Genomic DNA, 22,370 nt, shown 5'->3' with positions numbered 1-22,370 from the left:
AACTATCTGGAGAATGCCGACATGTCCGCCCGCTTCCTGACGCTCGCTTTCATTTCGGCCACGCTGGCTATGCCTGCGATGGCGCAAGGCGCCCCCGCTTCTCCCGGCGGCGGCCTGATGATGCAGCTGGTGATGTTCCTGCCGCTCATCCTGATCTTCTACTTCCTGCTGATCCGCCCGCAGCAGCAGCGCGCCAAGAAGCACACCGAAATGGTGAACAATATCAAGCGCGGCGATACCGTGGTCACCTCCGGCGGCCTGATCGGCAAGGTGAACAAGGTCAATGAGGGCGAAATTTCGCTCGATCTGGCAGAGAATGTCCGCGTTCGCGTCATCAAGTCGATGGTGATTGAAGTGCGCAACAAGGCCGAGCCTGTTCCCGCGAACGACTGATCGCCCGGTCTCCTCTCCAAGCAATAGGATAGCGCAATGCTTCAATTCCCGGCGTGGAAAGTTCTGCTGGTATTAGGGGTGCTGGTCTGGGGTGTGATCATGGCACTTCCGAATGCCGTGAACATGTCGAATGCGCCGGGCTTTCTGCCCAAGAATTCGGTCAATCTTGGCCTCGATCTTCGCGGCGGCGTGTATCTCGAGATGGAGATCCCCGCGACGGAGGTGATCAGCAGCCGGCTTGAGGTGTTTGCGCGCGATGTGCGCTCGGCCTTTGCGCGGACATCGGAGCGCGATCCGATCTTCTTCCAGCCGGAACTGCGTGGCCGCACCATGCTGATCAAGCTCAGCCGGCCCGATGCAGACGGCAATTTTCCGGTAGAGGATGCCCTGCGGCGCCTCGACCGGATCAACAGCCCGATTGAAGGCGGTCTCGGCGGCGGGAAGACGTTCGACATCTCCCGGGCAGGGCCGGACAGCATCCTCGTGGGTGTCTCCTCAGCGTCCGAAACGGCGATGCTGCAGGACGCGCTGAACAAGACCATGACCATCGTGCGCCGCCGGGTAGACCCGGACGGGGTGGCCGAAATCTCGCTGACGCCCTCGGGCAGCAACCGCATCGTTCTGGAAGCGCCGGGCGAGCCGGACCCGGAACGCCTGAAGGATCTTCTGAGCCGCGACGGCCGGATGACATTCAACCTGGTCGAATCCAGCCCCGCTGAGATCGCCTCGGCTCAGGCGGGCGTTCTCAAGCCCGGCTTCCGCCTGCTGGAAGGACCGGAGACCGGGCCGCTGCTGGTGCGCGAGATCCCTGAAGTCGTCGGCTCGGACATTGCCACGGCCAGCCAGGGCAATGACGAGGCCAACCGCCCGCAGATCAACTTCCGCCTCAACGCCAATGGTGCGCGCAAGTTCTACGAAACCACGCGGAACAATTCGGGCAAGCTGTTCGCCATCGTGCTTGATGATGTGATCATGTCAGCCCCGCGTATCAACGAGCCAATTCCCGGCGGCAATGTGCGCATCACCGGCTCTTTCACCATCGAGCAGGCCCAGGATCTCGCCGCAATCATCGCGGCCGGTGAGATGCCGGCCAAGGTGCAGTTCCTGGATCAACGGGTGGTCTCCTCGACGCTTGGGGAAGACTCCATCGAGTCCGGCTTCCGGGCGGCGATCGTTGGCCTCGCACTGGTGGCCGTGTTCATGGTGCTGGCCTATGGCCTGCAGGGCATGTTTGCAGTGTTTTCGCTTATGGCAAACGTGATCCTGATCTTCGCGGCGCTGTCACTGGTTGGCGCCACGCTGACCTTGCCTGGCATCGCCGGTATTATCCTTACCATCGGTATGGCGGTGGATGCGAACGTGCTGGTGTTCGAGCGGATACGCGAGGAACAGAACAACGGCCGGTCCCTCTGGACATCCGTTCAGGCAGGATATGAGCGCGCGCTGGTCACCATTCTGGACGCCAACGTCACAACGCTGTTTGCGGCGGTGATCCTCTACACGCTCGGCTCGGGCCCAGTGAAAGGCTTCGCCGTGACGCTGGCCTTCGGCATCGTCACCTCTGTGTTCACCGCTTTCGTGTTCACGCGGATGCTGACGATCTTCTGGATGAAGACATTCAAGACCAAGAGCTTTGCGGTTTAGGCGGGTAGGAGCAGACAGATGCTGATCAAATACTGGCCTAAAGAGACCAAAATTCCCTTCATGCGCTATCGCTATGTCGGCGTGGTGCTGTCGGTTCTGATGATGATTGCCTCGGTCTATCTGGTGATGACTAGAGGGCTCAACCTCGGCGTCGACTTTGCCGGCGGTTCGGTGATCGAGCTGCGCCAGACAGAGCAGGTGACGGTGCCCGAAGTGCGTAGCCGCATTCAGGGCAGCCTGACCGTAAACTCGGCGACGAATGCCAATGGAGAACTGGTGGTCATCCGCTTTGGTGACCTCGATCCCTCACTGCTGGGCCCCGAATTCCAGGCGCTGTCGGATGAGGACAAGGCGGACCGGGCGTCTGCGGCGTCCAACACCTATGTCGTCAACGCGCTCAAGCAGGAATTCAATCTCACCGATGCAGACATCCTGCGCAATGACTCGGTGGGGCCGAAGGTGTCCGGTGAGCTGTTCCGGGAAGGGATGATTGCGCTCGGTGTGGCGACGATCATGATGTTCCTCTACATCGCCTTCCGGTACACTTGGTCCTATGCCGTGGGCGGCATTGCCGCGCTGGTTCACGACGCGGTCGGCACCATTGGCCTTTTCTCGCTGCTGCAGCTGGAATTCGACCTGACGACCATCGCGGCTTTGCTGACGATCATCGGCTATTCAGTGAACGACTCTGTGGTCGTGTTCGACCGGATCCGCGAGATCCGGCGGAAATACAAGCAGATGCCGGCGACCGAGGTGATCGACATTGCCACCAACCAGACACTGTCCCGCACATTCCTGACCGGCGGCACGACGATCATTGCCGTTCTGGCGATCGTGATTTTCGGCGGCCCGGTGCTGCAGGGGATGAGCGTCGCGATGATCTGGGGTATCGTGATCGGCACCTATTCGTCTATCTACTTTGCTGCCGCAATCGTCCTGATGCTGGGCGTCGACATCAACCGCAAGCCGGTGGAAGACACGCCCGGCTTTGAGGCAATGCCGTAACCGGCGGGTATCCAGGACAAAGAAAAAGGCCGGACCCTTCGCAGGGTCCGGCCTTTTTTATGGGGCGTGATGGGGTCTCAGACGTTGAAGCGGAAGAGCATCACATCGCCGTCCTGGACGATGTATTCCTTGCCTTCGGAGCGCATCTTGCCGGCTTCCTTGGCGCCGACTTCGCCGCCGCACGCCACGTAGTCGTCAAACGCGATGGTTTCGGCGCGGATGAAGCCCTTTTCAAAGTCACCATGGATGACGCCGGCCGCCTTGGGGGCAGTCCAGCCCTTGTGGATTGTCCAGGCGCGGGCCTCTTTCGGGCCGGCGGTGAAATAGGTTTGCAGCCCCAGCAGCTCGTAGCCTGCGCGGATGAGGCGGGTCAGGCCGGGTTCCTCGAGGCCCAGGGTTTCAAGGAACTCCTTGCTCTCGGCATCATCCAGCATGGCCAGTTCGGATTCGATCTGGGCGGAGATGACCACCGCGATGGCGCCTTCCTGCTTGGCGCGTTCCTCGACTTGTTTGGAATAGGCATTGCCGGTGGCCGCGCTCGCCTCGTCCACGTTCGCCACGAACAGGATCGGCTTTGCCGTCAGCAGCTGGAGCATGTTCCAGGCTTTGAGATCGTCAGCGGGCACTTTGGCCTTGCGGGCAGGGCGGCCTTCCTTCAGCTCGTTCAGCGCCAGATCCATCAGCGCGACCTGCGCCTTGGCGTCCTTGTCGCCGGAATTGGCTTTCTTGATGAGGTTGGCCTTGCGCTTTTCCAGGCTGTCGAGATCAGCCAGCATCAGCTCGGTTTCGACCACTTCGAAGTCGGCAATCGGGTCCACCTTGCCGCGGACATGGGTGATGTCGTCATTCTCAAAGCAGCGCAACACGTAGATGACGGCGTCCGTCTCGCGGATATTGGCGAGGAACTTGTTGCCGAGGCCTTCGCCCTGGCTGGCGCCTTCCACCAGGCCGGCGATGTCCACGAAGTTCATGCGGGCCGGAATGATCTCTTTTGAGCCTGCAACCTGCGCCAGCTTGGTCAGGCGTGGCTCTGGCACGGCGACTTCGCCCACATTCGGCTCGATGGTACAGAAGGGGTAGTTGGCGGCCTGGGCGGCTGCCGTCTGCGTCAGAGCATTGAAAAGGGTGGACTTGCCAACATTCGGCAGGCCAACGATACCGCATTTGAAGCCCATGGGGCGAATACCTCTAAAATTCCTGAAAGGGCGCCTTAGCCCCTTTCGCTCCTGAAAAACAGGCACAAAAATCGCTAGGATGCAGCAGGACTGGTGTTCAGGCGTTCTGCAGCTATCCTTACGATCAGGCCTTATGCGAGGTAGAGTACGATGAGTTACGACGTCTTTCTGGTGTCTGCTGTAGCAGACCGGGACATTGCCAAGCTGGTGGTGCGCCGTTTGCGATCTCTGAAGTTCCGCGTGGCGTTCAATCAGAGCCAGGTGGACGAGACTTTTGACCCCAAGGATGCCCGTGACGCGACCAATTCGCAGTCTGTGCTGGTCTTGTGGTCCGAGAATGCCGTGAAAAGCGACTGGGTGAGGGCAGCTGCGTCTGTGGGCAATTCCCGTCCCGGCACACTTATCCAGGCGGCCATCGACAAGACGATCCCCTATGAGCCGTTCCGGCAGGAGAAGCGGTACTCCATCGAGGGCATGACGTCCCGCAAGACGCCAGAAGGATTTTTCCAGTTAATTGAGGAACTTGGCCGCCGGGATGGGCGTACCGACCTGCGCCAGTGGCTCAGTTTCGGTGCCAAGGATGATGACAAGCGCGCCGACTGGATTGCAGCCCACCCGGCTGATCCGATTGCCGAAGACGCCCGCAAGAAGCGGGAGAAGGATCTGGGCATCAAGCCCGCGCCGGCGCGCGACGCTATCGGCGCCGCTGCTCTGGCCGCGGCCTCGCTGAAGACCAATGGCACCAAGGCGCCCGTCATGCCGGTGGTGACCGCGCCGGTAGCGAGCGCGCAGCCCAATCCGCTGACCGAACTTGGGGCAGGCTGGGGCGCTGTGGCGGCGGTCTCTGCAGCGATTGTGGGGATGCTGGTGATGGCCTGGGTATTCCGTTCTGAAAGCTCCCCAGAGATGGCTGCGGCCTCCCACGCCATTGCCAATTCCCGCATGGCGACGGTGACGTGCCCGGCCGGGACGGTGCCGCGGTCATTGCTTTCGGTGCTCGAAACCGGGCCCATCATTGATGACACGCAGCCGCAGATCATCGACGACACAACCCCGCCAGAAGAGGGCACAGACACGCCGGAATGATGACACGCGCGGACAGAGCGTGGACAAATCCGGACACTTTCGGACATTTCCGGACAGAAAAAAGCCGCCCCTGAGGGCGGCTTTCTTTTGGCCTTGAGACGCAGAGCAGATCAGCTCAGAGCGCGCTCGATTTCGCGGGCCGCAGCCTCAAACTGGTCGACCGACTTTTCCTCGGCGAGGATACGGCGGGCAGCAGCAGTGGCGGCGTCAGCGGCAGCGCGGCGAACCTCGCTGGCAGCGTCTGCTTCTGCGCGGGAGATGCGCGCAGCAGCCTGAGCTTCCCGGCGGGAGATCTTCTCGGCGAGGTCACGGCGGGCCTCCTCGAGCATTTCCTTCGCGTCGCGCTTGGCCTGTTCGATTATGGCCTCGGCTTCCTTGTCTGCGTCCTGAGCGCGGCGTTCGGCCAGCGCAAGGGCTTCAGCAGCCTGCTCGCGAAGGCTGGCAGCCTGCTCGAGTTCGGTGCGAATGGCCGCAGCCCGGTTATCCAGCCCACCCAGGACGGCCTTGAAGGCCCCCATGCGGGCTGCGATCAGCAGGAAGGTGACCATGCAGAGGAAGGCAACAAACGTCACCGGATCCTTTGCGGCATATGCCAGGCCGCCGACGAAGCCACCTTCGGCAGCGTGCGCGAGCGGCGCAGCAGCGAGGGCAGCGATCAGGAAAGAAGCTGTCTTCTTCATCATGCCTGTTCCAGAGCCGTCGAGACGGCCTTCTTGAGGTCTGCCGGGGAAGCCTTGACGCCAAGACGTGTGATCATGGCGTCTGCAGTGTCCACGGCGATCTGCTCGACATTCGTCATGGCATCGGCGCGCAGCTTGGAGATGCGGGCGTCAGCGGTTTCGAGCTTCTTGGCGAGATCGGCATCGACCCGTGCAGTTTCCGAAGCGAGTTCTGCCTCGGTCTTTTCACGGGCCTTTTCAGCCGTTTCGCGGGCCTTGGCGCGGGCCTGCGCCAGGCGCAGTTCCAGAGCCTTTTGGGCTTCAACGGCCTGATTATTCAGGCGCGCTGCTTCGTCGAGATCGGAAGCGACGCGGTTGGCGCGCTTCTCGATCGTGTCCGACATCTTCGGCAGGATGAACCGGGACAGGGCGAGATAAAGCGCCGTGAACAGCACCGCCAGCCAGAACAGCTGGGACGGCATGTGCCAGGTTTCGAAGGGCGGGAAGGCCGCCGCTTCGCCGCCGTGGCCGGCAGTCTCAGCAAGGAAAGCGATCATCATGGCAATATCTCCGTCGCGGTCAGAACCAGCCGAATCCGGCGGATGATTAGGCGACGAAAAGGATCAGGATGGCGATCAGCACCGAGAAGATACCCAGAGCTTCTGCGAGCGCCATACCGATGAAGAGGTTACCGGTCTGCTGCGGAGCAGCCGACGGGTTGCGCATGGCGGCGTCCAGGAAGCTGGCGAAAATGTTGCCCACGCCGAGTGCCGAACCGATCATGCCGAGCGTAGCAAGGCCAGCGCCGACATACTTCAGGCCGTCTGTGATGTTACCTTCCATCAGGTATCTCCTTTGAGGGAAAAGGGGTTAGGGGTATTTTGACGCCCGTGAAGCGTGTTCGCTGAGCGCCGTCAAGCAGTTTGATGCGGGGTATCGTGACGCACTCCCGCGGGGCCTCCTAGTGGGCGTCCGCGTGAAGTGCATCATTGAGATACACGCAGGTAAGAATGGCGAAGACATAGGCCTGAAGGCCGGCGACCAGGAACTCCAGCGCGTTGAGCGCAACGCCCATCGCAAAGGCCAGAGCGGCAATCGGAACATACACCGCGCCGGCGCCGACCAGGGCCACCACGAAGCCGGCAAACAGCTTCAGCATGATGTGGCCAGCCAGCATGTTTGCGAAGAGACGCAGGCCAAGGGTGAGCGGGCGCGCCAGGAAGGAGATGATCTCGATCGGCGTCAGGATGATGTAGATGTACCAGGGGGCGCCCGAAGGGGCGAACAGCTTGAAGAATCCGAGGCCATTCTTCATCAGGCCCACCACGATGACCATCAGGATAACCGTCAGCGCGAGGGCGCCGGTGACGATGATGTGGCTGGTGGTGGTGAACGCATACGGCACCATGCCGATCATGTTCGCGAAGAAGATGAAGAAGAACAGTGTGAAGACGAAGGGGAAGAATTTCAGACCTTCTTCACCGGCGGCGCTGCGCACCATGTCTGCGATGAAGCCATAGCCCATCTCTGCGACCGATTGCAGGCGCGAGGGCACGAGTTCACCCTTGCGGGAAGCCATGCCGAAGAAGGCAATGACCAGCACGACGCCGAGGAGCATGAAGCCCGAAGCGTTCGTGAACGAGATGTCGATATTCCCCAGGCGCAGATCGAGCCATTTGGTGACTTCGAACTGGTGGATCGGGTCAAGCGCGATGGCCGGCATCAGGTTCATGCGTCTTTCGTTCCGTCGTCGGGGGCCTTGTCCGGCCCCGGTGAAATCTTTTGAGCCCGAGCATTCAGCTCATGATAGGCCCGGATGACGGCGCGGATGCCGGCTGCGAGACCAAACATGCCCATCACCAGGAGACCCCAGGGGTGGGTGCCGGCGAACTTGTCGATCCAGAAGCCCAGAAAGCCCCCGACAAAGACACTCGCGACAAATTCGATCCCGAAACGCAGCGCATACGCTCCGGCCGAGACGCTCACATCATCAGATGCCTGTTTTCGCCGTTTCGCAGCAGCCTTTGCCTCACGTTCTTCCAGCGCCTTTGCGATACGATCGCTCAGATCATCTGGTTGCTCGCTCGACATGGGCCTTAGCGCTCCGTGTACGCGAATCCGCACCGATGGGTAGCCCCCCGGATTGCGGCGCAAACTATGGGCGCCCCCTTGGCAAGTCAACGGGGAATGGCAAAAGATATTGCTTTGTTTTTATTTGAAAAAATAGCGCACATGGTGCGCTACTCCGCCGCAACGAGTTCTTCGGCAGCAGCAAGGTCGACCGAGACGAGCTTCGAGACGCCCTTTTCCCGCATCGTCACGCCAAAAAGCCGGTCCATCCGGCTCATGGTGACGGGGTTGTGAGTAATTACCACAAAACGGGTGTCTGTGCGCTGGCGCATTTCGTTGAGCATATTGCAGAACCGGTCGACGTTGGCGTCGTCCAGCGGCGCGTCCACCTCGTCCAGCACGCAGATGGGAGCAGGACGGGAAAGGAATACGGCGAAGATCAGTGCCGAGGCGGTCAGGGCCTGCTCACCCCCGGACATGAGATTGAGTGTGCCCAGCTTCTTGCCGGGCGGCTGGGCAAAGATTTCGAGGCCGGCATTCAGCGGATCGTCAGCGTCAATCAGGCGGAGTTCAGCCTGCCCGCCGCCGAAGAGGGCGGTAAACAGGGCCTTGAAGTGCTCGTTGACCGTCTCGAATGCCTTCACCAGACGCTCGCGGCCTTCGGCGTTGAGGGCTTCGACGCCCTGGCGCAGCTTGGCAATGGCGCCGGTAAGGTCTTCCTTCTCGGTGAGCTGGACGCCGAGACGTGATTCGAGTTCCTCGGCTTCTTCCTCGGCATTCATGTTGACGCCGCCGAGCTGGTCGCGCTCGCGGCGGAGGGCGTCGAGGCGTGTTTCGGCCTCACGGGGCGTGAAGGCGCCCAGCGTGTCAGCATCAAGATTGGCCTCGGCAATCGCCAGCAGGCCTTCGGGTGTGCGCTGGAAGTTGTTGCGGGCGACTTCAACAGCCTCCGCCAGGCGGATTTCGGCGTTTTCGAGCTTTACCTTCCAGCCGGCGAGTTCCTCGCGCGCCTGGGAAGCGGCGGCGGAGGCGCGGCGGGCGGCGGTGTCGGCCTCGCGGATGGCCGCTTCCTTCACCGCGAGGGCGTCTGCGGCAGCCTTGCGCTCATTCTCGAAGGTTTCGAGCTCTCGGGAGAGTCCGGCGATCTCTTCGGTGAGAGCGGCTGGGCGTTCCCGCGCGCTGAGGGCGGCGGCGGCAACATCGGCGCGGCGCTCTGTCAGCCGGGCGAGGCGTTCATCAGCCGAGGCGAGGCGCGCCGTCCAGCTGTCGAGATCGCGTTGCAGGGCGGCGCGGCGGGCAGCGGCCTGTTCGCGGCCACGGGTGAGGTCGGTCAGGCGGCCACGCGATTCGGTTTCGGCGGCGCGGGCGGCGGTCAACTCATTGCGGGCGGCGCTGAGGGCGGCTTCGAGGCTGGCTTCCTCACCGGCGGCGAGCGGGGTGGCGAAAGACATCGCCTCGGCAATCGCGGCAAGTTCGCTTTCAGCGCGGGCGAGGGCATCATTGCCGGTATCGCGGCGCAGGCTGGCGCGTTCGGCGGCCTGAACTTCCTCCGCAGCGAAGGCGCGGGCATCGCTCAGCGCTTTCTGGGCGGGGCCGACCAGCTGGCGCACATGGCGGAGGGTCTCCTCAGCCTGCTGGCGGGCCTTGCGGGCGGTCTCCAGCGCTTCGGTGCAGCGCGTCAGCTCTGCCTGCTGGGGCGCGAGGTCGGCACGGGCCGCTTCAAGGCGGGCCTGCTGCTCCAGGCGTGCCGCGGCGCTGACGGGGGCTTGCGGCGTGCGTGTGAAACCATCCCAGCGCCAGAGATGGCCCTCGCGGGAGACAAGGCGCTGGCCCGGTTGAAGCTGACCCATCAGGCGCGGGCCGTCAGCCGCGCTGACGAGGCCGCACTGGGCGAGGCGGGCGGCAAGCTCGCCGGGCGCGTCGACATAGGCGGAGAGGGCTTCAGCGCCAGCGGGCAGGCTGAGGGCGGCCACATGGGCGCCGCCCCAGTAGAGCGCGGCGGCTTTGTCCGTCGAGGCTGCAATCTCGTCGCCGAGGGCGGCGGCGACGGCTTTTTCATAGCCATCGCGGGTGCGGATGCGCTCGACTACCGGCGGGGCACTGGTGGCGGCATCGGCGCGGCGGAGCAGCTTTTCGAGGCCGGCAATCTCCGCGTCGAGGGCGCGGACATTGTGGCTCGCCTGTTCCTGCGGCGGCTGGGCAGCGGCTTCAGAGTCACGGGCGCGCAGGATCTCGGCTTCGGCGAGTTCCACGGTGCGCTCGGCATCATTCAGCGCGGCTTCGGCTTCGGCCTCGGCATTCTTGGCCTGGCGGACGCGCAGCACGTGGATGGCGGCATCCTCAAGGCCTGTCATCTCATTCTTCAGGCGCTCCACCTCTGCGGTGAGTTGGGTTTTGCGGCGGGCCTGCTGGGCGGCTGTGTCCTCGGCAGCGCGGCGGCGGGCGCGCACTTCGGAGAGGCGGGCCTGGGCTTCATCGGCAGCTGATTCGGCAGCCGACAGCCGGGCACGGGCGGCGGCGAGGGCCTGCTGTGCCTCGGTTTCGAGTGCTTGGTTGGTGGCGTCATCTTCCACCGGAAGGGCGGAAAGTTCGCTGCGGGCGTGGGCGAGGGCGGCGTCGGCCTCGGCGCGGGCGGCGGTTTCGCGCTCAAGGTCCTCGGCGAGGCGGGCATCTTCGGCGTCGAGGCGCTGTTCGGCTTCGGCGGCGATGCGGTGTTCGGTCTCGAGTTTAGCCAGCGTGATGCGGGTCTGTGAGAGGCGCCCGGCGGCAGCCATCTCCGCTTCCCTCAGCGGGCCGACGCCTTCACCGGCTTCGATGCGGGCGCGTTCACGCAAAGCATCCTCGCGGGAGAGGTCCTCGACCTGACGCTTGCAGACTTCGAGCTGGGCGCGGGCGGTCTCGGCGGTCTGGCGTGCGTCCGCCCAGCGCAGATGGGCCAGCAGTGCTTCGAGGCCATGGATTTCTTCAGACAGGCGGCGATAGCGGCGGGCCTTGCCGGCCTGGCGCTTGAGGCTGGCGAGCTGGCGTTCCACCTCGGTGGAAACTTCGGCGAGGCGCTGGAGGTTGGCCTCGGCTGCGTCCAGCTTCAGTTCGGCTTCGTGGCGGCGGGTGTTGAGGCCTGCGATGCCGGCCGCTTCCTCAAGGATGCGGCGGCGGTTCTGGGGCTTTGAGCCGATCAGCTCGGAGATCTGGCCCTGGCGGACGAGCGCGGGTGAGTTGGCCCCGGTTGAGGCGTCCGCGAAGAGGAGCTGGATGTCCTTGCCGCGTACGGTGCGGCCATTGATCCGGTAGCTGGAACCGGCGCCGCGTTTCAGCTTGCGCTCAATCTCCAGGAGGTCGGCGCCGTTGAATTCGGGCGGAGCCGTGCGCTTGGAATTATCCAGGACAAGGATGACTTCGGCGGTTTCGCGCGCGGGCCGCGTGGAGGAGCCGGAGAAGATGAGATCGTCCATCTCGCCGCCGCGCATGGCCTTGGCGGAGTTGGCGCCCATTGCCCAGCGCAGCGCTTCGAGCAGGTTGGACTTGCCGCAGCCATTGGGGCCGACAATGCCTGTCAGCCCCGGCTCGATCGGGACAGTCTGCGGGTCAACGAACGACTTGAAGCCGGCGATGCGGAGTTCAGTTATCTGCATGCCAGGCCCTCATGGCTACTGCGCGCCTTTAGCGGCGAGCTTTGCCTCGATCTGTTTCACGAAGCCCTCAGCCGTCGTGTAGTCGCCCTGGAAATTCTGCTTCACCCCATCGATGATGAAGGTTGGCGTGCCTTCGACGCCCCACTTTTCAGACGTGGCATAGACATCTGCGAGCTGTTTGCGGATGTCGCTGTTGGAGAGGCAGGCATCGAACGCGGCCTTGTCGGCGATGCCGTGGCGCTGGCCGATGGCGCTGAGCGTGGTTTTCACGACGCCGTTCTGGGCCGCGTAGCGGACGCCGTCCTGATTCGCGAAGAGATCGTCGAGCACGTCGAAGAACTTGTCCTCACCGGCGCAGCGGGCCATGGCATAGGCGGCCACGTCGATCTCGTTCAGCGGATATTCGCGGAAAACGAACTTCACCTTGCCGGTGGAGATGAACTTCTCCTCGATGGCCGGCTTCACGTTTTCATGGAAGTATTTGCAGGCCGGGCAGGTGGGCGAGGCGTATTCGATGATCGTGATCGGAGCATCCACATTGCCCTTCACATGGCCGAGTTCGCCATCTGCATTGACGGCGCTGCCAGCGTTTTCAGCGGAGGATGTGCCCCCGCCCGCCGCGCCACAGGCAACCAGTGCCAGGGCGGAGAATGCCACTGCTGCAAAACGCCGGGTATTGGTGAGCATGATCATAAGCCTCGCGTTAAGGAATGAGTCGCGCCGGTTTCAAAAGGGTTAACCGACCGGGGCGATCCTGTTTACTCTGTGGCGGATAGCACAGCCTCGCCCAGCGCAACAATTGCCGCGCGCAGACGCGGATTGTCGATAGGGTCTGCATGGGCGGCGACTTCGGCCTTCTCGGCCGGGGTAAGTGTGCGCGAGCGGCGCCGGAACTCACCGGGGCCTGTGCGGCGGATCTGGCCGTGCACAAGACGGATGCCGGTAATGTCTCCGCCTGCGGCCACGGAGACGCGCTGGCGGATGATTTCCGACTGATGCTGGATCATCGGAGCGGCCTGGGGCACCACCATCAGCGTGAGGATACGGCCCTCCTTGGAGGCGGTGATCTTCTCCGGCTGGCACCAGCGCCAGATCTGCTCACCCACGATCTGGCGCCAGTTGAGCTGGATCTGCTTAAGGGGCGGAAGCTTGGCCGTACCCGCCTTGCGGCCCACGCGCTCTGCCATCAGCCCCAGCGGCTTCATCGGCGCACGCACGGGCCGGGCGCGTGAATAACGCAGCTTCACCTGCGCGCGCGCTTCTGCAATGGGATCAAGGCTTATAAACTGAACCATGAGCGGCACATTGCCCGGCTTCGGGTGTGAGGGGAAGTTACACGCGTGACCCGGCGATCAGATTTCCGTGAACTGCCTGCCCGGTTGCTTGCCTGGTTTGACCGGCATGCGCGCGTGCTGCCTTGGCGGGCACCGATTGGCGTGGCGCGCGACCCCTACCGGGTGTGGCTGGCCGAGATCATGCTGCAGCAGACAACCGTGCCCCATGCCGCGCCCTATTTCCAAGCATTCACGCAGCGCTGGCCGCGCGTGGAAGACCTGGCAGCGGCGCCGGAAGAGGACGTGATGCGCGCCTGGGCCGGGCTTGGCTATTATGCCCGCGCCCGCAACCTGCTGAAATGCGCGCGGGAAGTGGCCGCGCGCGGCTGTTTTCCGGAAACATCCGCCGGTCTGCGCGAGCTGCCGGGGATTGGCCCCTATACCGCTGGCGCCATCGCGGCGATTGCCTTTGGCGAGCGCTCAGCCGCCGTAGACGGCAATGTGGACCGGGTGTTTGCCCGGCTGATGGCGCTGAAAGGGGAATGGGCCGAGGAGAAGAAGCGCCTCGCGGCAGAAGTGGCCCGGCTGGTTCCAGACGAGCGGCCCGGAGATTTTGCCGAGGCGCTGATGGACCTCGGCGCGACGATCTGCACGCCGGCGGCGCCCAACTGCATGATCTGTCCCCTGACGGATATGTGCGCGGCCCGGGCGGAGGGGGCGCCGGAGCGCTATCCCGTGAAACCTGCCAAGGTGGCCAAGCCGGTGCGCTATGGTCATGCCTGGGTATATCGCAGGCGCGGCAAGGTGTGGCTGGTGCGCCGCCCGCCGGAGGGCTTGCTGGGCGGGATGCTGGCTTTGCCCTCTGCGGTCTGGCAGGAGGGAGGGGCGCCGGAAGCCGTGCCGCCTTCTAAGGCCGACTGGCAGGCGCTGGGCGAAGTGCGCCACGTGTTCACGCATTTTACCCTGCGTCTCAGCGTCTGGCAGGCGGAGACGCCGCGCAATCCGGCAGGCGAGGGGATGTGGGCTGATCCGGAGGAAGAAACCGGCCTGCCGACCGTATTTGCCAAGGCGCTGGCGCTGGCAACGGGCGGAAAGGTCAGGCGCCGGTAAAGGCTGCGATCTGCACGAAGCCTGCGATATTGATTGCAACGCTCATCCAGAACAATGTGCGGAAAGACAGTTTTTTCGTCTTATGACGGAACAGTTCCTGGGCGATGATGGCGCCGGGCCACCCGCCGGCGAGCCCGAGCATCAGCAGAATCGTTTCCGAGATGCGCCATTCATTCTGTTCGGCTGCCCGTTTATCCAGGGCATAGCCGATGAAAGTGACGACGCTGGCAATACCGTAAACGGCAAACCACAGCGGGGATATCTGCGTACTGAGGGCAACAGCCGTGGCAATAAAAAGGAAGGCCGGAATGACCATCAGGCGCGGTCCGCGGCCAGCTATCTTTTTCCAGAGGGGAACCTTCGGCGGATCGGGGCGCACGGGGCGAATGTCGCTGGCACGCACGCGGCCTTTCTCGTCCGTTGTTGCAGTATAGGTATAGAGGTGGCCCTCTTCGATGTGACGGTCATCTTTCGCAAAAGCGTGAATATGCGCGAAGGCGTCAGGACCGCCCGCTAGGGGGATGAGGAATCCGAATCCGCGGTCTCCGTTCCAGCGAACAAGCCGGCCCTCCAGGCGGATGGGCTGGCTGTTTCTGGAAGGAGGCTCCGCAGGCTTGGTCACGCATCCTGATCCTTGTTGACCGACGCGGCGAGCGCGGCAGACAGGAAGCGGTCAATATCCCCATCAAGAACGCCGGACGTATCAGACGTCTCAACTTCCGTGCGCAGGTCTTTGACCATCTGATAGGGCTGAAGCACATAGGAGCGGATCTGGTGGCCGAAGCCGATCGCGCTCTTGTCTGCATACTGAGCATCGGCGACGGCTTTGCGTTTCTGCAGTTCCAGCTCGTAGAGCTTCGAGCGCAGCATGCGCCAGGCTTCATCGCGGTTCTGGTGCTGGGAGCGGCCGCTCTGGCATTGGACTACGGTGTTGGTGGGAATGTGGGTCAGGCGGACGGCAGAGTCGGTCCGGTTGACGTGCTGACCGCCGGCGCCAGAGGCGCGGTATGTATCTGTACGGACGTCCGACGGGTTGATCTCGACATCGATCTTGTCGTCGATAACGGGCGATACCGCGACCGAGGAGAAGGAGGTGTGCCGGCGGGCCGAGGAATCGAAGGGCGAAATGCGCACCAGACGGTGGACGCCCTGTTCGGATTTTAGCCAGCCATAGGCATTCTCGCCCTTGATCTGGAGAGTTGCGGACTTGATGCCGGCCTCTTCTCCTTCGCGCTCGTCCAGCAGTTCCACCGAATAGCCGCGCTTCTCGGCCCAGCGGACATACATGCGGCGCAGGATGGAGGCCCAGTCCTGGCTTTCTGTACCGCCTTCGCCGGCGTTGATCTGCAGGTAGCAGTCATTGCCATCGGCTTCGCCCGAAAGGAGGGCGGCGAGTTCGGCTTCGGCGGCGCGCTCTGCAGAGCGGCGCAGGGTGGATTCCAGATCGGCCAGCATTCCGGCATCACCCTCGGCGAGTTCCATCAGCTCGGGCGCATCGGCGATGTCTTTTTCCAGCGTCTGGACCAGGGCGATGCCGTCGGCGAGCTTCTGGCGCTCGCGCATCATGGCCTGGGCTTCCTGCGGATCGTCCCAGAAGTCGGGGCGCTCGGAAAGGGCGGTCAGCTCATCAAGGCGTTTTGTGGCTGTATCCCAGTCAAAGACGCCTCCGTAGCAAAGTGGCGGACTGGCGAATCTGATCGATCAGCGAACGAATTTCTGCGGACATGATGAACCTCGTGTAACCTTTGATGGAAAGAAGCAAGCGTTTGCAGACCCTATAACCGGGCTGCCGCATGGGGTCAAAGCTGCGATTTCTACGTCAGAAGACGTCGCCGAGATCGGCGTCGGCCGTGTCGTCCTCGAGGGGGGAGACCGGGTCTCTCGACGGGCCGCAGGCGCCGGAGATCGACAGGCAATCGTCGGCGCCGTTGAAGGCTGTCAGGCCTGGCTCGGTGCCGGGGCGGAAGGCTTCGTCGATGACCACTGCCGTGCCGGGCGTTGCCAGGGCGCCGGTGCGCGCATCGATCTTCACAAGGCGGACGCCGGGCGGGATACGGAACGGTGTAGGCGGTTCCTTCTCCAGCGCTTTCTCCATGAAATCTGTGAAGATTGGTACGGCGACGGAGCCACCCGCTTCGCCTTCGCCGAGCGAGCGGTTGTCATCAAAGCCGATGCGGATACCGACAACGAGATCCGGGGAGAAGCCGACGAAAATGGCGTCCCGATAGTCATCCGTGGTGCCTGTCTTGCCGGCGAGCGGCTTGCCAACGCGCAGGGCCCGGCGGGCAGTACCGCGCTCAACCACGCCTTCGAGCATATGGGTGACCTGGTAGGCCACGATGGGATCGAGCACCTGCTGGCGCGTGTCGGGCAGGGCAGGCGGCTCGCCACCATTCCAGTCGTCCACATTGCAACCTTCGCAGGCGCGTGTGTCATGCCTGTAGAGGGTGCGGCCATAACGGTCCTGCACACGGTCCAGCAGGGTTGGCGTGACGAGGCGCCCCCCATTGACGAAGGCGGCATAGCCCCGTGTCAAATCGAGCATCGTTGTGTCGCCTGCGCCCAGCGACATGGCGGCGTAGGGCGGCAGTTTCTGATAGACGCCGAGGCGTTCGGAAAGGTCGGACACGGCGGGCATGCCAATATCCTGCGCAACACGGGCGGTGACCATGTTGAGCGACTTCTCGAGTGCCACGCGCATCGTCACCATGCCGGAGGACTGCCCGGCGGTGTAGTTCTTCGGGGTCCAGTATTTCTGGGTCGACACATCGAACGAGACGAAAGGTGCGTCCAGCATACGGCTGGCGGGGGTGTAGCCTTTCTCCAGCGCAGCGGCGTAGACGAAGGGTTTGAAGCTGGAGCCCGGCTGGCGCTTTGCCTGGGTGACGCGGTTGAAGCTGGATTTGAAGAAGGAATAGCCCCCCTGCATTGCCAGGATGCGGCCCGTATGCGGGTCCAGCGCGACGAGCGAGCCGTCAACTTCGGGCACCTGGCGCAGCGTGGCATTGCCGACGGGCACCATGACAGGCTGCGGCGGTGCGGCTTCGTCCGAAGCTTCGCCGCCTTCCCCTTCAGCAGTTTCTTCGGCCACAGCCGTTGCGCCGTCCTTGGACGCTTCGCGCTTGAATTCCGCGAGGATGACATAGCCTGCCTGAAGGCCAGGTTTGCCCTCCGCGGGTTTATAGGTGGCGGCCCATTTCACTTCTTCGGCGGGCATCTTGATCTTGGCGCCATCGGTCAACAACAGCTCCGCACCATTGGCCGAAACGGATGTGACCAGCGCAGCTTCCCAGGCGCCGTAGCCGCCGGGCAGTTCGACTTCCTTGAGCGCCGCTGCGGCGCTTTCATCGACCGGCAGGGTGGCCAGCGGCCCACGCCAGCCATGGCGGCGGTCATAGGCAACCAAGCCGTTCTGAAGCGCCTGCTGGGCAGCGAGCTGCAGGCGGGTATCGATGGTCGTACGGATCGAAAGGCCGCCCTGCTCCAGCGTATCCTCGCCATAGGTCTTGATCAGTTCACGGCGCAGTTCCTGAACGAAATAGGTGGCGGCTGCATATTCCGGCCCGCGCAGGCGGCGGGTGGTGGTCAGCGGACGCTCGCGCGCCTCGTTGGCCTCTTCCCGTGTGATGTAGCCATCCTCGACCATGCGGCCGAGCACATAGTTGCGCCGCTCCAGCAGGCGGTCCGGGTTGGTGTAGGGATTCACGGCAGATGGTGCCTTGGCCAGTGAGGCCAGGATGGCTGCCTCTGAAAGGTCGAGTTCCGGCAGGGACTTGTTGAAGTAGTTCAGCGCGGCAGAGGCGACGCCATAGGACTGACCGCCCAGATAGATTTCGTTGAGATAGAGTTCGAGGATCTGCTCCTTCGTGAACTCCTTCTCCATGCGCTGGGCGACGATGGCTTCCTTGGCCTTGCGCTCGATATTCTGGTCACGCGTCAGCAGCATGTTCTTGGCGACCTGCTGAGTGATGGTCGAGCCACCCTGCATCCCGCCCGAACCGCTGATCTTGTTCTTGGCTGTATTGATGCCGCCCCGGGCGATGCCGGCATAGTCGAGGCCATCATGGGTGAAGAAGTTCTTGTCTTCGGCGGCGACGAAAGCCTGGATCACATGCTCGGGAATCGATTCGTAGGGCACGAACACACGGTGCTGGCTGGCAAACTCGGCAATCAGCGCGCCATCGCCGCCGTGAACACGCGAGGTAATCGGCGGTTCATATTGCTTCAGCTTGGCAATCGAGGGCACGTCCCGGCCCAGCGCCGCAAAATACACCCAGACCACAATGATGCCGATAACCCCCAGCACCAGGCCGAGAATGACCAGGCGGCGGAGCCATTTCCAGAGGCCGGCATATTTGCCGGGTTCGCGGTAAGGATCAGGCTTCCGCGAGGGTTGGAAGGTTGGGGGGGCATCTGTCATTTGCAAACCTTGCGGCGAATCGTGGACCTGCGGCCACAGTCTACTCTACGTGCGAGCGAGGTCGCACGCATTTCCGGCTATACTAAGGCGCGCCGGTGGCGGGCAAAAGGGGCCGGTGTCAGATGTCGCGGCGGTTGATCTCGCCATCATCGATGCGGATCTCCGGCAGCGGCTTCTTCTGGGGAGCCGGTGTCGTCAGCCCATCGGCCAGCTTTTGGGCAATCGCATCCCGCTCGAGCTGGGGCGGATGATTGTCCAGCGCGGCTTGCCAGGCAGCACGCGCCTCATCCTGTTTGCCCTGATGCCAGTAGATGTCGCCCAGATGGTCTTCGATTTCCCAATGCCGGTGGGGCAGAAGGTCTTCCCGCGAGCCTTCGATCAGGCGTTGGGCCCGGTCGAGGTCGCCATACTGGTAAAGCGCCCAGCCAAACGAATCGGCGATATAGGGATCGCTGTCGGCCAGCAGCATGGCGCGGGCCAGAACCTTATAGCCTTCATCCGTACGGTCTGTCCGTGTGACGAGGAAATAGCCGAGGGAATTCAGCGTGTAAGGATCATTCGGGCGGGCAAGCCGCTCGCTGCGCAGGATCACCAGCGCGTCATTGACGCGGCCTTCGCGGCCGAGCAGGTCTGCCAGCGTCATCCGGCGCTCATGCGTATCATCCAGCCGGCGCGCCTCTTCGGCATGGCTGACGGCCTGCGGGATTTCCCCGAAATGGTTGTAGAGCGAGCTCGCAAGCCCGTTGGCTGCGGCCAGTTCAGCCGGATTGACCGCCAGCTGCATCAGCTCGGGAAGCAGCTTCATCGCTTTCTCGCGGTCGTTCAGCAGGGCACTGAGCTGCAGCGCGCCATAGAGGGTCTGCAGCTTCTGATCGTCATTGGAAAGGCTCAGCGCCTTGGAAATCGCGGCGCGCGCTTCTGCCTCATGATCAGACATGATCAGCGCCTGGGCCGCCGAGATTTGCAGGGCAGGGGTCGTTTCCGGCGCGGCCAGCGCAACATGGGCCGCGCCGTCAAACAGGGCCTGCTCATAGAGAGCATCGACCACGCCGCTGCGGACAGCTTCATTGGAAGGGTCAATCACCAGAGTGACCAGATCAAAACCGGCGCGTTCAGTGTCCAAGCCGCCAAGGTCGCGGCCGGCCAGCGCGGCGGTGATGTAGCGCTGCTGCTGTAGCGCGGTGGCAACATCCGAGAGGGACTGCGAAAAGCCGGTCACGAAGGTGAGCGGCTGATTGTCGAGGTTCTTGCCGGTTTCCAGGCTTTCTATGGCGGCGGCATAGCTGGTGGCCTGTTCAGGCTGCGCGGCAGCAAGCTGTTCGTAAACGGCCTTGGCCTCATCAATGCGCCCCAGCCGCTGCAACAGCAGCGCATGGCGCACGACGACCGTGCTGACATGCTGGAAAACGATGCTGCGCGGATCGAACTCATGCTCGGGGGCTTCGATCCGGGAGGGGGTGAGGGCTTCATAGACGGCGAGGGCTTCGTCTGTGCGCCCGGCTGCTTCCAGCAGCGCGGCCAGCGACAGGTCTGCCGTGATGCCGGGCATGCTGCCCGCCACATCGCGGTGGCGCTCGATGGCGGCGGCGCCATTGCCCTCCAGCGCAATCAGCCAGGCATCCAGCCACAGATAAAAGCCGGGCAGGTCCGCCTCGGCTTCCGGATCGCCCGTAATGCCGAGATAGCTTCGGGCGCCGGTAAAGTCGCCATCTGCGGCGCGGTCCAGCGCGAGATAGGCATTGGCGAAATTGTCCACCTCCCGCTCGTCCTGAGGCATGGCCGCCAGCAGCGTCAGCAGGCCCGCAGTGTCGCCTGCACCGATCGCGTCTTCAGCGCTGGCATATACAGCGCCCGGGATGGCCGTTGCTTGCGCGGCAGGTGAAAGCCGGGCGGACGCGGACGTGTCAGCGGCCGCTTCATCCTGCTGCGGCTGCGCCAGTTGCGGGATGGTGGCGCAGGCGGCTGGGGACAGGGCCAGCAGAACGGCAAGGATACCGGCCGGGACGCGGGAGGCTTCGAGCATGGGGATTCGCTCACTCCTGAATGGGAACGCTCAATCAAGCAGTCCCTTGGGGCAAGAGCAAGGCGGGCGCAACTCTAATGACGGTAAGGTGACTGCGCCGCCCCGAATGAGGGCGGCGCAGCGGAATTCTTCAGATCAGGTGTTGGAATAGGCGGGGCCACCGCCACCTTCCGGAACCGTCCAGTTGATGTTCAGGTTGGGATCCTTGATGTCGCAGGTTTTGCAGTGGATGCAGTTCTGCGAGTTGATCTGGAAGCGCATCGCGCCGCCGTCTTCCTTCACCCATTCATAAACACCGGCCGGGCAGTAACGCGCCGAAGGGCCTGCATAAACGTCGTATTCGGACGATTTCTGCAGGGCGAGGTCAGCCACTTTCAGGTGAACCGGCTGATCTTCCTCATGATAGGTGTTGGTGAAGGACACGTTGGTCAGTTTGTCGAAGCTGAGCACGCCGTCCGGACGCGGATACTCTATCGGCTTGAAGTTCTTCGCCGGTTTCAGCGAAGCCGCATCGGTCTTTCCGTGGCTGAGCGTGCCGAAGAAGGAGAAGCCGAACAGGCTGTTGACCCACATGTCCAACCCGCCCATCGGGATGCCGAGCGCGGTGCCGAGTTTCGACCAGAGCGGCTTCACGTTCCGCACGGTCTTGAGTTCCTTGTAGACCGAGGAGCCGGCATAGGCCTCTTCATAATTCTCCAGGGTGTCGCCAGCGCGGCCTTCACGGATGGCTTCGAGGGCGGCTTCAGCGCCCATCATGCCGGTGAGGATGGCGTTGTGGCTGCCCTTGATGCGCGGCACGTTGACGAAACCGGCGCCGCAGCCGATCAGCGCCCCGCCGGGGAAGGCGAGCTTGGGAACCGACTGGAAACCGCCCTCGGTAATGGCGCGCGCGCCATAGGCCACGCGTTTGCCACCCTTCAGGAAGTGGGCAACGGTTTCATGGTGCTTGAAGCGCTGGAACTCGTCATAGGGCGAAATGTAAGGGTTGGCGTAATTCAGGTGGACGACGAAGCCGACCGTGATGAAGGGCTCGCCATTGTCGCGGAAGTGGTAGAGGAAGCTGCCACCGCCGGTGTTGTTGTCCAGCGGCCAGCCCATCGTATGCTGGACATAGCCTTCCTTGAAATTCTCTTCCGGAACAGACCAGACCTCTTTGAGGCCGATGCCGTATTTCTGCGGGTCGCGGCCTTCATCCAGATTGAACTTCCGGATCAGCTGCTTGGTCAGCGAGCCGCGGGCGCCTTCGGCGAAGAGGACATATTTGCCGAGCAGTTCCATGCCGGGCTGGTAGTCGTCCTTCGGCTGGCCGTCTGCGCCAATGCCCATGACGCCGGCGACGATGCCTTTGACGGCGCCTTTGTCGTCAAACACGAGCTCGGAGGCGGCAAAGCCGGGGAATACTTCCACACCCAGCTTTTCAGCCTCTGCGCCGAGCCAGCGGGTGACGTTGGCCAGCGAACCGGTGAAGTTGCCGTGGTTCTTCATGAAGGGGGGCATCGGCAGCCACGAGATGTCGGCGCTGCCGCTGGGGCCGAGGAAGATGAACTTGTCATCCGTCACTTCGCTTTTCAGCGGGCGGTCATCGCGGGTCCGCCAATCGGGAATCAGCTGATCGAGGCCAACCGGGTCCATGACCACGCCCGACAGGATATGCGCGCCGATCTCGCCGCCTTTTTCGATAACGACCACGGAAAGGTCTTCACCGGCTTCATTCGCGAGCTGTTTGAACCGGATCGCAGCGGACAGGCCTGCCGGGCCGCCACCAACGATAACCAGGTCGAACTCCATCGACTCGCGCTCAGGGGTCTCCGCCATAAGCTGCTCCTTGTTTGCGCTTTGCGCTTTATATCTGTATCCGGGGTAGCACTTACAGCCTGTT

19 protein-coding genes are annotated in these 22,370 nt (G+C 63.1%); 5 read left to right on the top strand and 14 right to left on the bottom strand.

Annotated features, from left to right (window positions below):
• Positions 1 to 21: 21 nt before the first annotated feature.
• The 3 genes from yajC to secF are packed head-to-tail and all read left to right on the top strand — an operon-like array spanning position 22 to position 3,042.
• Positions 22 to 393, top strand: coding sequence for a preprotein translocase subunit YajC (gene yajC, locus BBF93_RS09040; RefSeq protein WP_084324202.1), 372 nt, complete (start codon positions 22 to 24; stop codon positions 391 to 393).
• A gap of 36 nt (positions 394 to 429) precedes the next feature.
• On the top strand, positions 430 to 2,037 hold the full coding sequence (secD, locus tag BBF93_RS09035) for a protein translocase subunit SecD (RefSeq protein ID WP_035596004.1): 1,608 nt from the start codon (positions 430 to 432) through the stop codon (positions 2,035 to 2,037).
• Positions 2,038 to 2,055: 18 nt separating this feature from the next.
• Complete coding sequence (gene secF, locus BBF93_RS09030; protein WP_035596005.1) at positions 2,056 to 3,042, top strand: protein translocase subunit SecF; 987 nt, start codon at positions 2,056 to 2,058, stop codon at positions 3,040 to 3,042.
• A gap of 77 nt (positions 3,043 to 3,119) precedes the next feature.
• Here the strand turns inward: secF and ychF are convergent, their stop codons facing one another.
• Complete coding sequence (gene ychF / locus BBF93_RS09025) at positions 3,120 to 4,217, bottom strand: redox-regulated ATPase YchF (RefSeq protein ID WP_035596007.1); 1,098 nt, start codon at positions 4,215 to 4,217, stop codon at positions 3,120 to 3,122.
• A gap of 150 nt (positions 4,218 to 4,367) precedes the next feature.
• On the opposite strand from ychF, the gene BBF93_RS09020 reads away from it, so the two are divergent.
• The gene (locus BBF93_RS09020; RefSeq protein ID WP_114105692.1) at positions 4,368 to 5,303 is read left to right on the top strand and encodes a toll/interleukin-1 receptor domain-containing protein; all 936 of its coding nucleotides are present in this window, start codon (positions 4,368 to 4,370) and stop codon (positions 5,301 to 5,303) included.
• A 110-nt stretch (positions 5,304 to 5,413) separates the two neighbouring features.
• Here the strand turns inward: BBF93_RS09020 and BBF93_RS09015 are convergent, their stop codons facing one another.
• The 8 genes from BBF93_RS09015 to BBF93_RS08980 all read right to left on the bottom strand — a co-directional run bounded on the left by BBF93_RS09015 (position 5,414) and on the right by BBF93_RS08980 (position 12,959).
• Positions 5,414 to 5,986, bottom strand: a complete 573-nt coding sequence (locus BBF93_RS09015; protein WP_084324203.1) for a hypothetical protein — start codon at positions 5,984 to 5,986, stop codon at positions 5,414 to 5,416.
• The gene (locus BBF93_RS09010; RefSeq protein ID WP_114105691.1) at positions 5,983 to 6,522 is read right to left on the bottom strand and encodes a hypothetical protein; all 540 of its coding nucleotides are present in this window, start codon (positions 6,520 to 6,522) and stop codon (positions 5,983 to 5,985) included. Before BBF93_RS09010 ends, BBF93_RS09015 begins: the two co-directional genes overlap by 4 nt.
• Before the next feature lie 46 nt (positions 6,523 to 6,568).
• Entirely contained in the window at positions 6,569 to 6,805 is a 237-nt protein-coding gene (locus BBF93_RS09005) for a F0F1 ATP synthase subunit C (RefSeq protein ID WP_011646921.1), read from the bottom strand.
• 118 nt (positions 6,806 to 6,923) lie between these two features.
• Entirely contained in the window at positions 6,924 to 7,685 is a 762-nt protein-coding gene (locus BBF93_RS09000) for a F0F1 ATP synthase subunit A (protein ID WP_035596250.1), read from the bottom strand.
• A gap of 5 nt (positions 7,686 to 7,690) precedes the next feature.
• A complete protein-coding gene (locus BBF93_RS08995; RefSeq protein WP_051612377.1) occupies positions 7,691 to 8,053 on the bottom strand; it encodes an AtpZ/AtpI family protein in 363 nt (120 codons plus the stop codon).
• A gap of 149 nt (positions 8,054 to 8,202) precedes the next feature.
• On the bottom strand, positions 8,203 to 11,664 hold the full coding sequence (gene smc, locus BBF93_RS08990) for a chromosome segregation protein SMC (protein ID WP_114105690.1): 3,462 nt from the start codon (positions 11,662 to 11,664) through the stop codon (positions 8,203 to 8,205).
• 15 nt (positions 11,665 to 11,679) lie between these two features.
• Positions 11,680 to 12,351: a thioredoxin domain-containing protein gene (locus BBF93_RS08985; protein ID WP_162786490.1), complete on the bottom strand. Its 672-nt coding sequence runs from the start codon at positions 12,349 to 12,351 to the stop codon at positions 11,680 to 11,682.
• Between the two features lie 71 nt (positions 12,352 to 12,422).
• The gene (locus tag BBF93_RS08980; RefSeq protein WP_114105688.1) at positions 12,423 to 12,959 is read right to left on the bottom strand and encodes a DUF721 domain-containing protein; all 537 of its coding nucleotides are present in this window, start codon (positions 12,957 to 12,959) and stop codon (positions 12,423 to 12,425) included.
• Between the two features lie 45 nt (positions 12,960 to 13,004).
• On the opposite strand from BBF93_RS08980, the gene mutY reads away from it, so the two are divergent.
• Entirely contained in the window at positions 13,005 to 14,048 is a 1,044-nt protein-coding gene (gene mutY / locus BBF93_RS08975; protein WP_114105687.1) for an A/G-specific adenine glycosylase, read from the top strand.
• Here mutY and BBF93_RS08970 read toward each other — a convergent pair.
• The 5 genes from BBF93_RS08970 to BBF93_RS08950 form a co-directional block, all read right to left on the bottom strand.
• The gene (locus tag BBF93_RS08970; protein WP_114105686.1) at positions 14,035 to 14,670 is read right to left on the bottom strand and encodes a DUF1294 domain-containing protein; all 636 of its coding nucleotides are present in this window, start codon (positions 14,668 to 14,670) and stop codon (positions 14,035 to 14,037) included. The genes mutY and BBF93_RS08970 overlap by 14 nt on opposite strands.
• A protein-coding gene (gene prfB / locus BBF93_RS08965) for a peptide chain release factor 2 (protein ID WP_114105685.1) occupies positions 14,667 to 15,774 on the bottom strand; the annotation gives its coding sequence in 2 pieces (ribosomal slippage) (positions 14,667 to 15,704 and positions 15,706 to 15,774; 1,107 coding nt in all). Before prfB ends, BBF93_RS08970 begins: the two co-directional genes overlap by 4 nt.
• A gap of 93 nt (positions 15,775 to 15,867) precedes the next feature.
• Positions 15,868 to 18,468, bottom strand: a complete 2,601-nt coding sequence (locus tag BBF93_RS08960; protein WP_233349327.1) for a penicillin-binding protein 1A — start codon at positions 18,466 to 18,468, stop codon at positions 15,868 to 15,870.
• 118 nt (positions 18,469 to 18,586) lie between these two features.
• On the bottom strand, positions 18,587 to 20,491 hold the full coding sequence (locus BBF93_RS08955) for a tetratricopeptide repeat protein (protein WP_035596024.1): 1,905 nt from the start codon (positions 20,489 to 20,491) through the stop codon (positions 18,587 to 18,589).
• A gap of 135 nt (positions 20,492 to 20,626) precedes the next feature.
• Complete coding sequence (locus tag BBF93_RS08950; protein ID WP_114105683.1) at positions 20,627 to 22,306, bottom strand: electron transfer flavoprotein-ubiquinone oxidoreductase; 1,680 nt, start codon at positions 22,304 to 22,306, stop codon at positions 20,627 to 20,629.
• Between the last annotated feature and the right edge of the window lie 64 nt (positions 22,307 to 22,370).

Origin of the sequence: Hyphomonas sp. CACIAM 19H1, assembly GCF_003325995.1 — a bacterium.
Lineage (GTDB): Bacteria > Pseudomonadota > Alphaproteobacteria > Caulobacterales > Hyphomonadaceae > Hyphomonas > Hyphomonas polymorpha.
Note: the sequence above shows the minus strand (reverse complement) of the source record. Positions and strands in the feature narration are given on the sequence as shown.

What these genes read in the sequence shown, in the direction of transcription:
- BBF93_RS08985 (WP_162786490.1), bottom strand. Translation starts at nt 12,351, where the DNA reads ATGCTCACCAATACCCGGCGTTTTGCAGCAGTGGCATTCTCCGCCCTG.
- BBF93_RS09010 (WP_114105691.1), bottom strand. Translation starts at nt 6,522, where the DNA reads ATGATGATCGCTTTCCTTGCTGAGACTGCCGGCCACGGCGGCGAAGCG.
- BBF93_RS09015 (WP_084324203.1), bottom strand. Translation starts at nt 5,986, where the DNA reads ATGATGAAGAAGACAGCTTCTTTCCTGATCGCTGCCCTCGCTGCTGCG.
- BBF93_RS08950 (WP_114105683.1), bottom strand. Translation starts at nt 22,306, where the DNA reads ATGGCGGAGACCCCTGAGCGCGAGTCGATGGAGTTCGACCTGGTTATC.
- secF (WP_035596005.1), top strand. Translation starts at nt 2,056, where the DNA reads ATGCTGATCAAATACTGGCCTAAAGAGACCAAAATTCCCTTCATGCGC.
- ychF (WP_035596007.1), bottom strand. Translation starts at nt 4,217, where the DNA reads ATGGGCTTCAAATGCGGTATCGTTGGCCTGCCGAATGTTGGCAAGTCC.
- BBF93_RS08980 (WP_114105688.1), bottom strand. Translation starts at nt 12,959, where the DNA reads ATGGTTCAGTTTATAAGCCTTGATCCCATTGCAGAAGCGCGCGCGCAG.
- secD (WP_035596004.1), top strand. Translation starts at nt 430, where the DNA reads ATGCTTCAATTCCCGGCGTGGAAAGTTCTGCTGGTATTAGGGGTGCTG.
- BBF93_RS09020 (WP_114105692.1), top strand. Translation starts at nt 4,368, where the DNA reads ATGAGTTACGACGTCTTTCTGGTGTCTGCTGTAGCAGACCGGGACATT.
- BBF93_RS08995 (WP_051612377.1), bottom strand. Translation starts at nt 8,053, where the DNA reads ATGTCGAGCGAGCAACCAGATGATCTGAGCGATCGTATCGCAAAGGCG.
- BBF93_RS08960 (WP_233349327.1), bottom strand. Translation starts at nt 18,468, where the DNA reads ATGACAGATGCCCCCCCAACCTTCCAACCCTCGCGGAAGCCTGATCCT.
- smc (WP_114105690.1), bottom strand. Translation starts at nt 11,664, where the DNA reads ATGCAGATAACTGAACTCCGCATCGCCGGCTTCAAGTCGTTCGTTGAC.
- BBF93_RS09000 (WP_035596250.1), bottom strand. Translation starts at nt 7,685, where the DNA reads ATGCCGGCCATCGCGCTTGACCCGATCCACCAGTTCGAAGTCACCAAA.
- BBF93_RS08955 (WP_035596024.1), bottom strand. Translation starts at nt 20,491, where the DNA reads ATGCTCGAAGCCTCCCGCGTCCCGGCCGGTATCCTTGCCGTTCTGCTG.
- BBF93_RS09005 (WP_011646921.1), bottom strand. Translation starts at nt 6,805, where the DNA reads ATGGAAGGTAACATCACAGACGGCCTGAAGTATGTCGGCGCTGGCCTT.
- yajC (WP_084324202.1), top strand. Translation starts at nt 22, where the DNA reads ATGTCCGCCCGCTTCCTGACGCTCGCTTTCATTTCGGCCACGCTGGCT.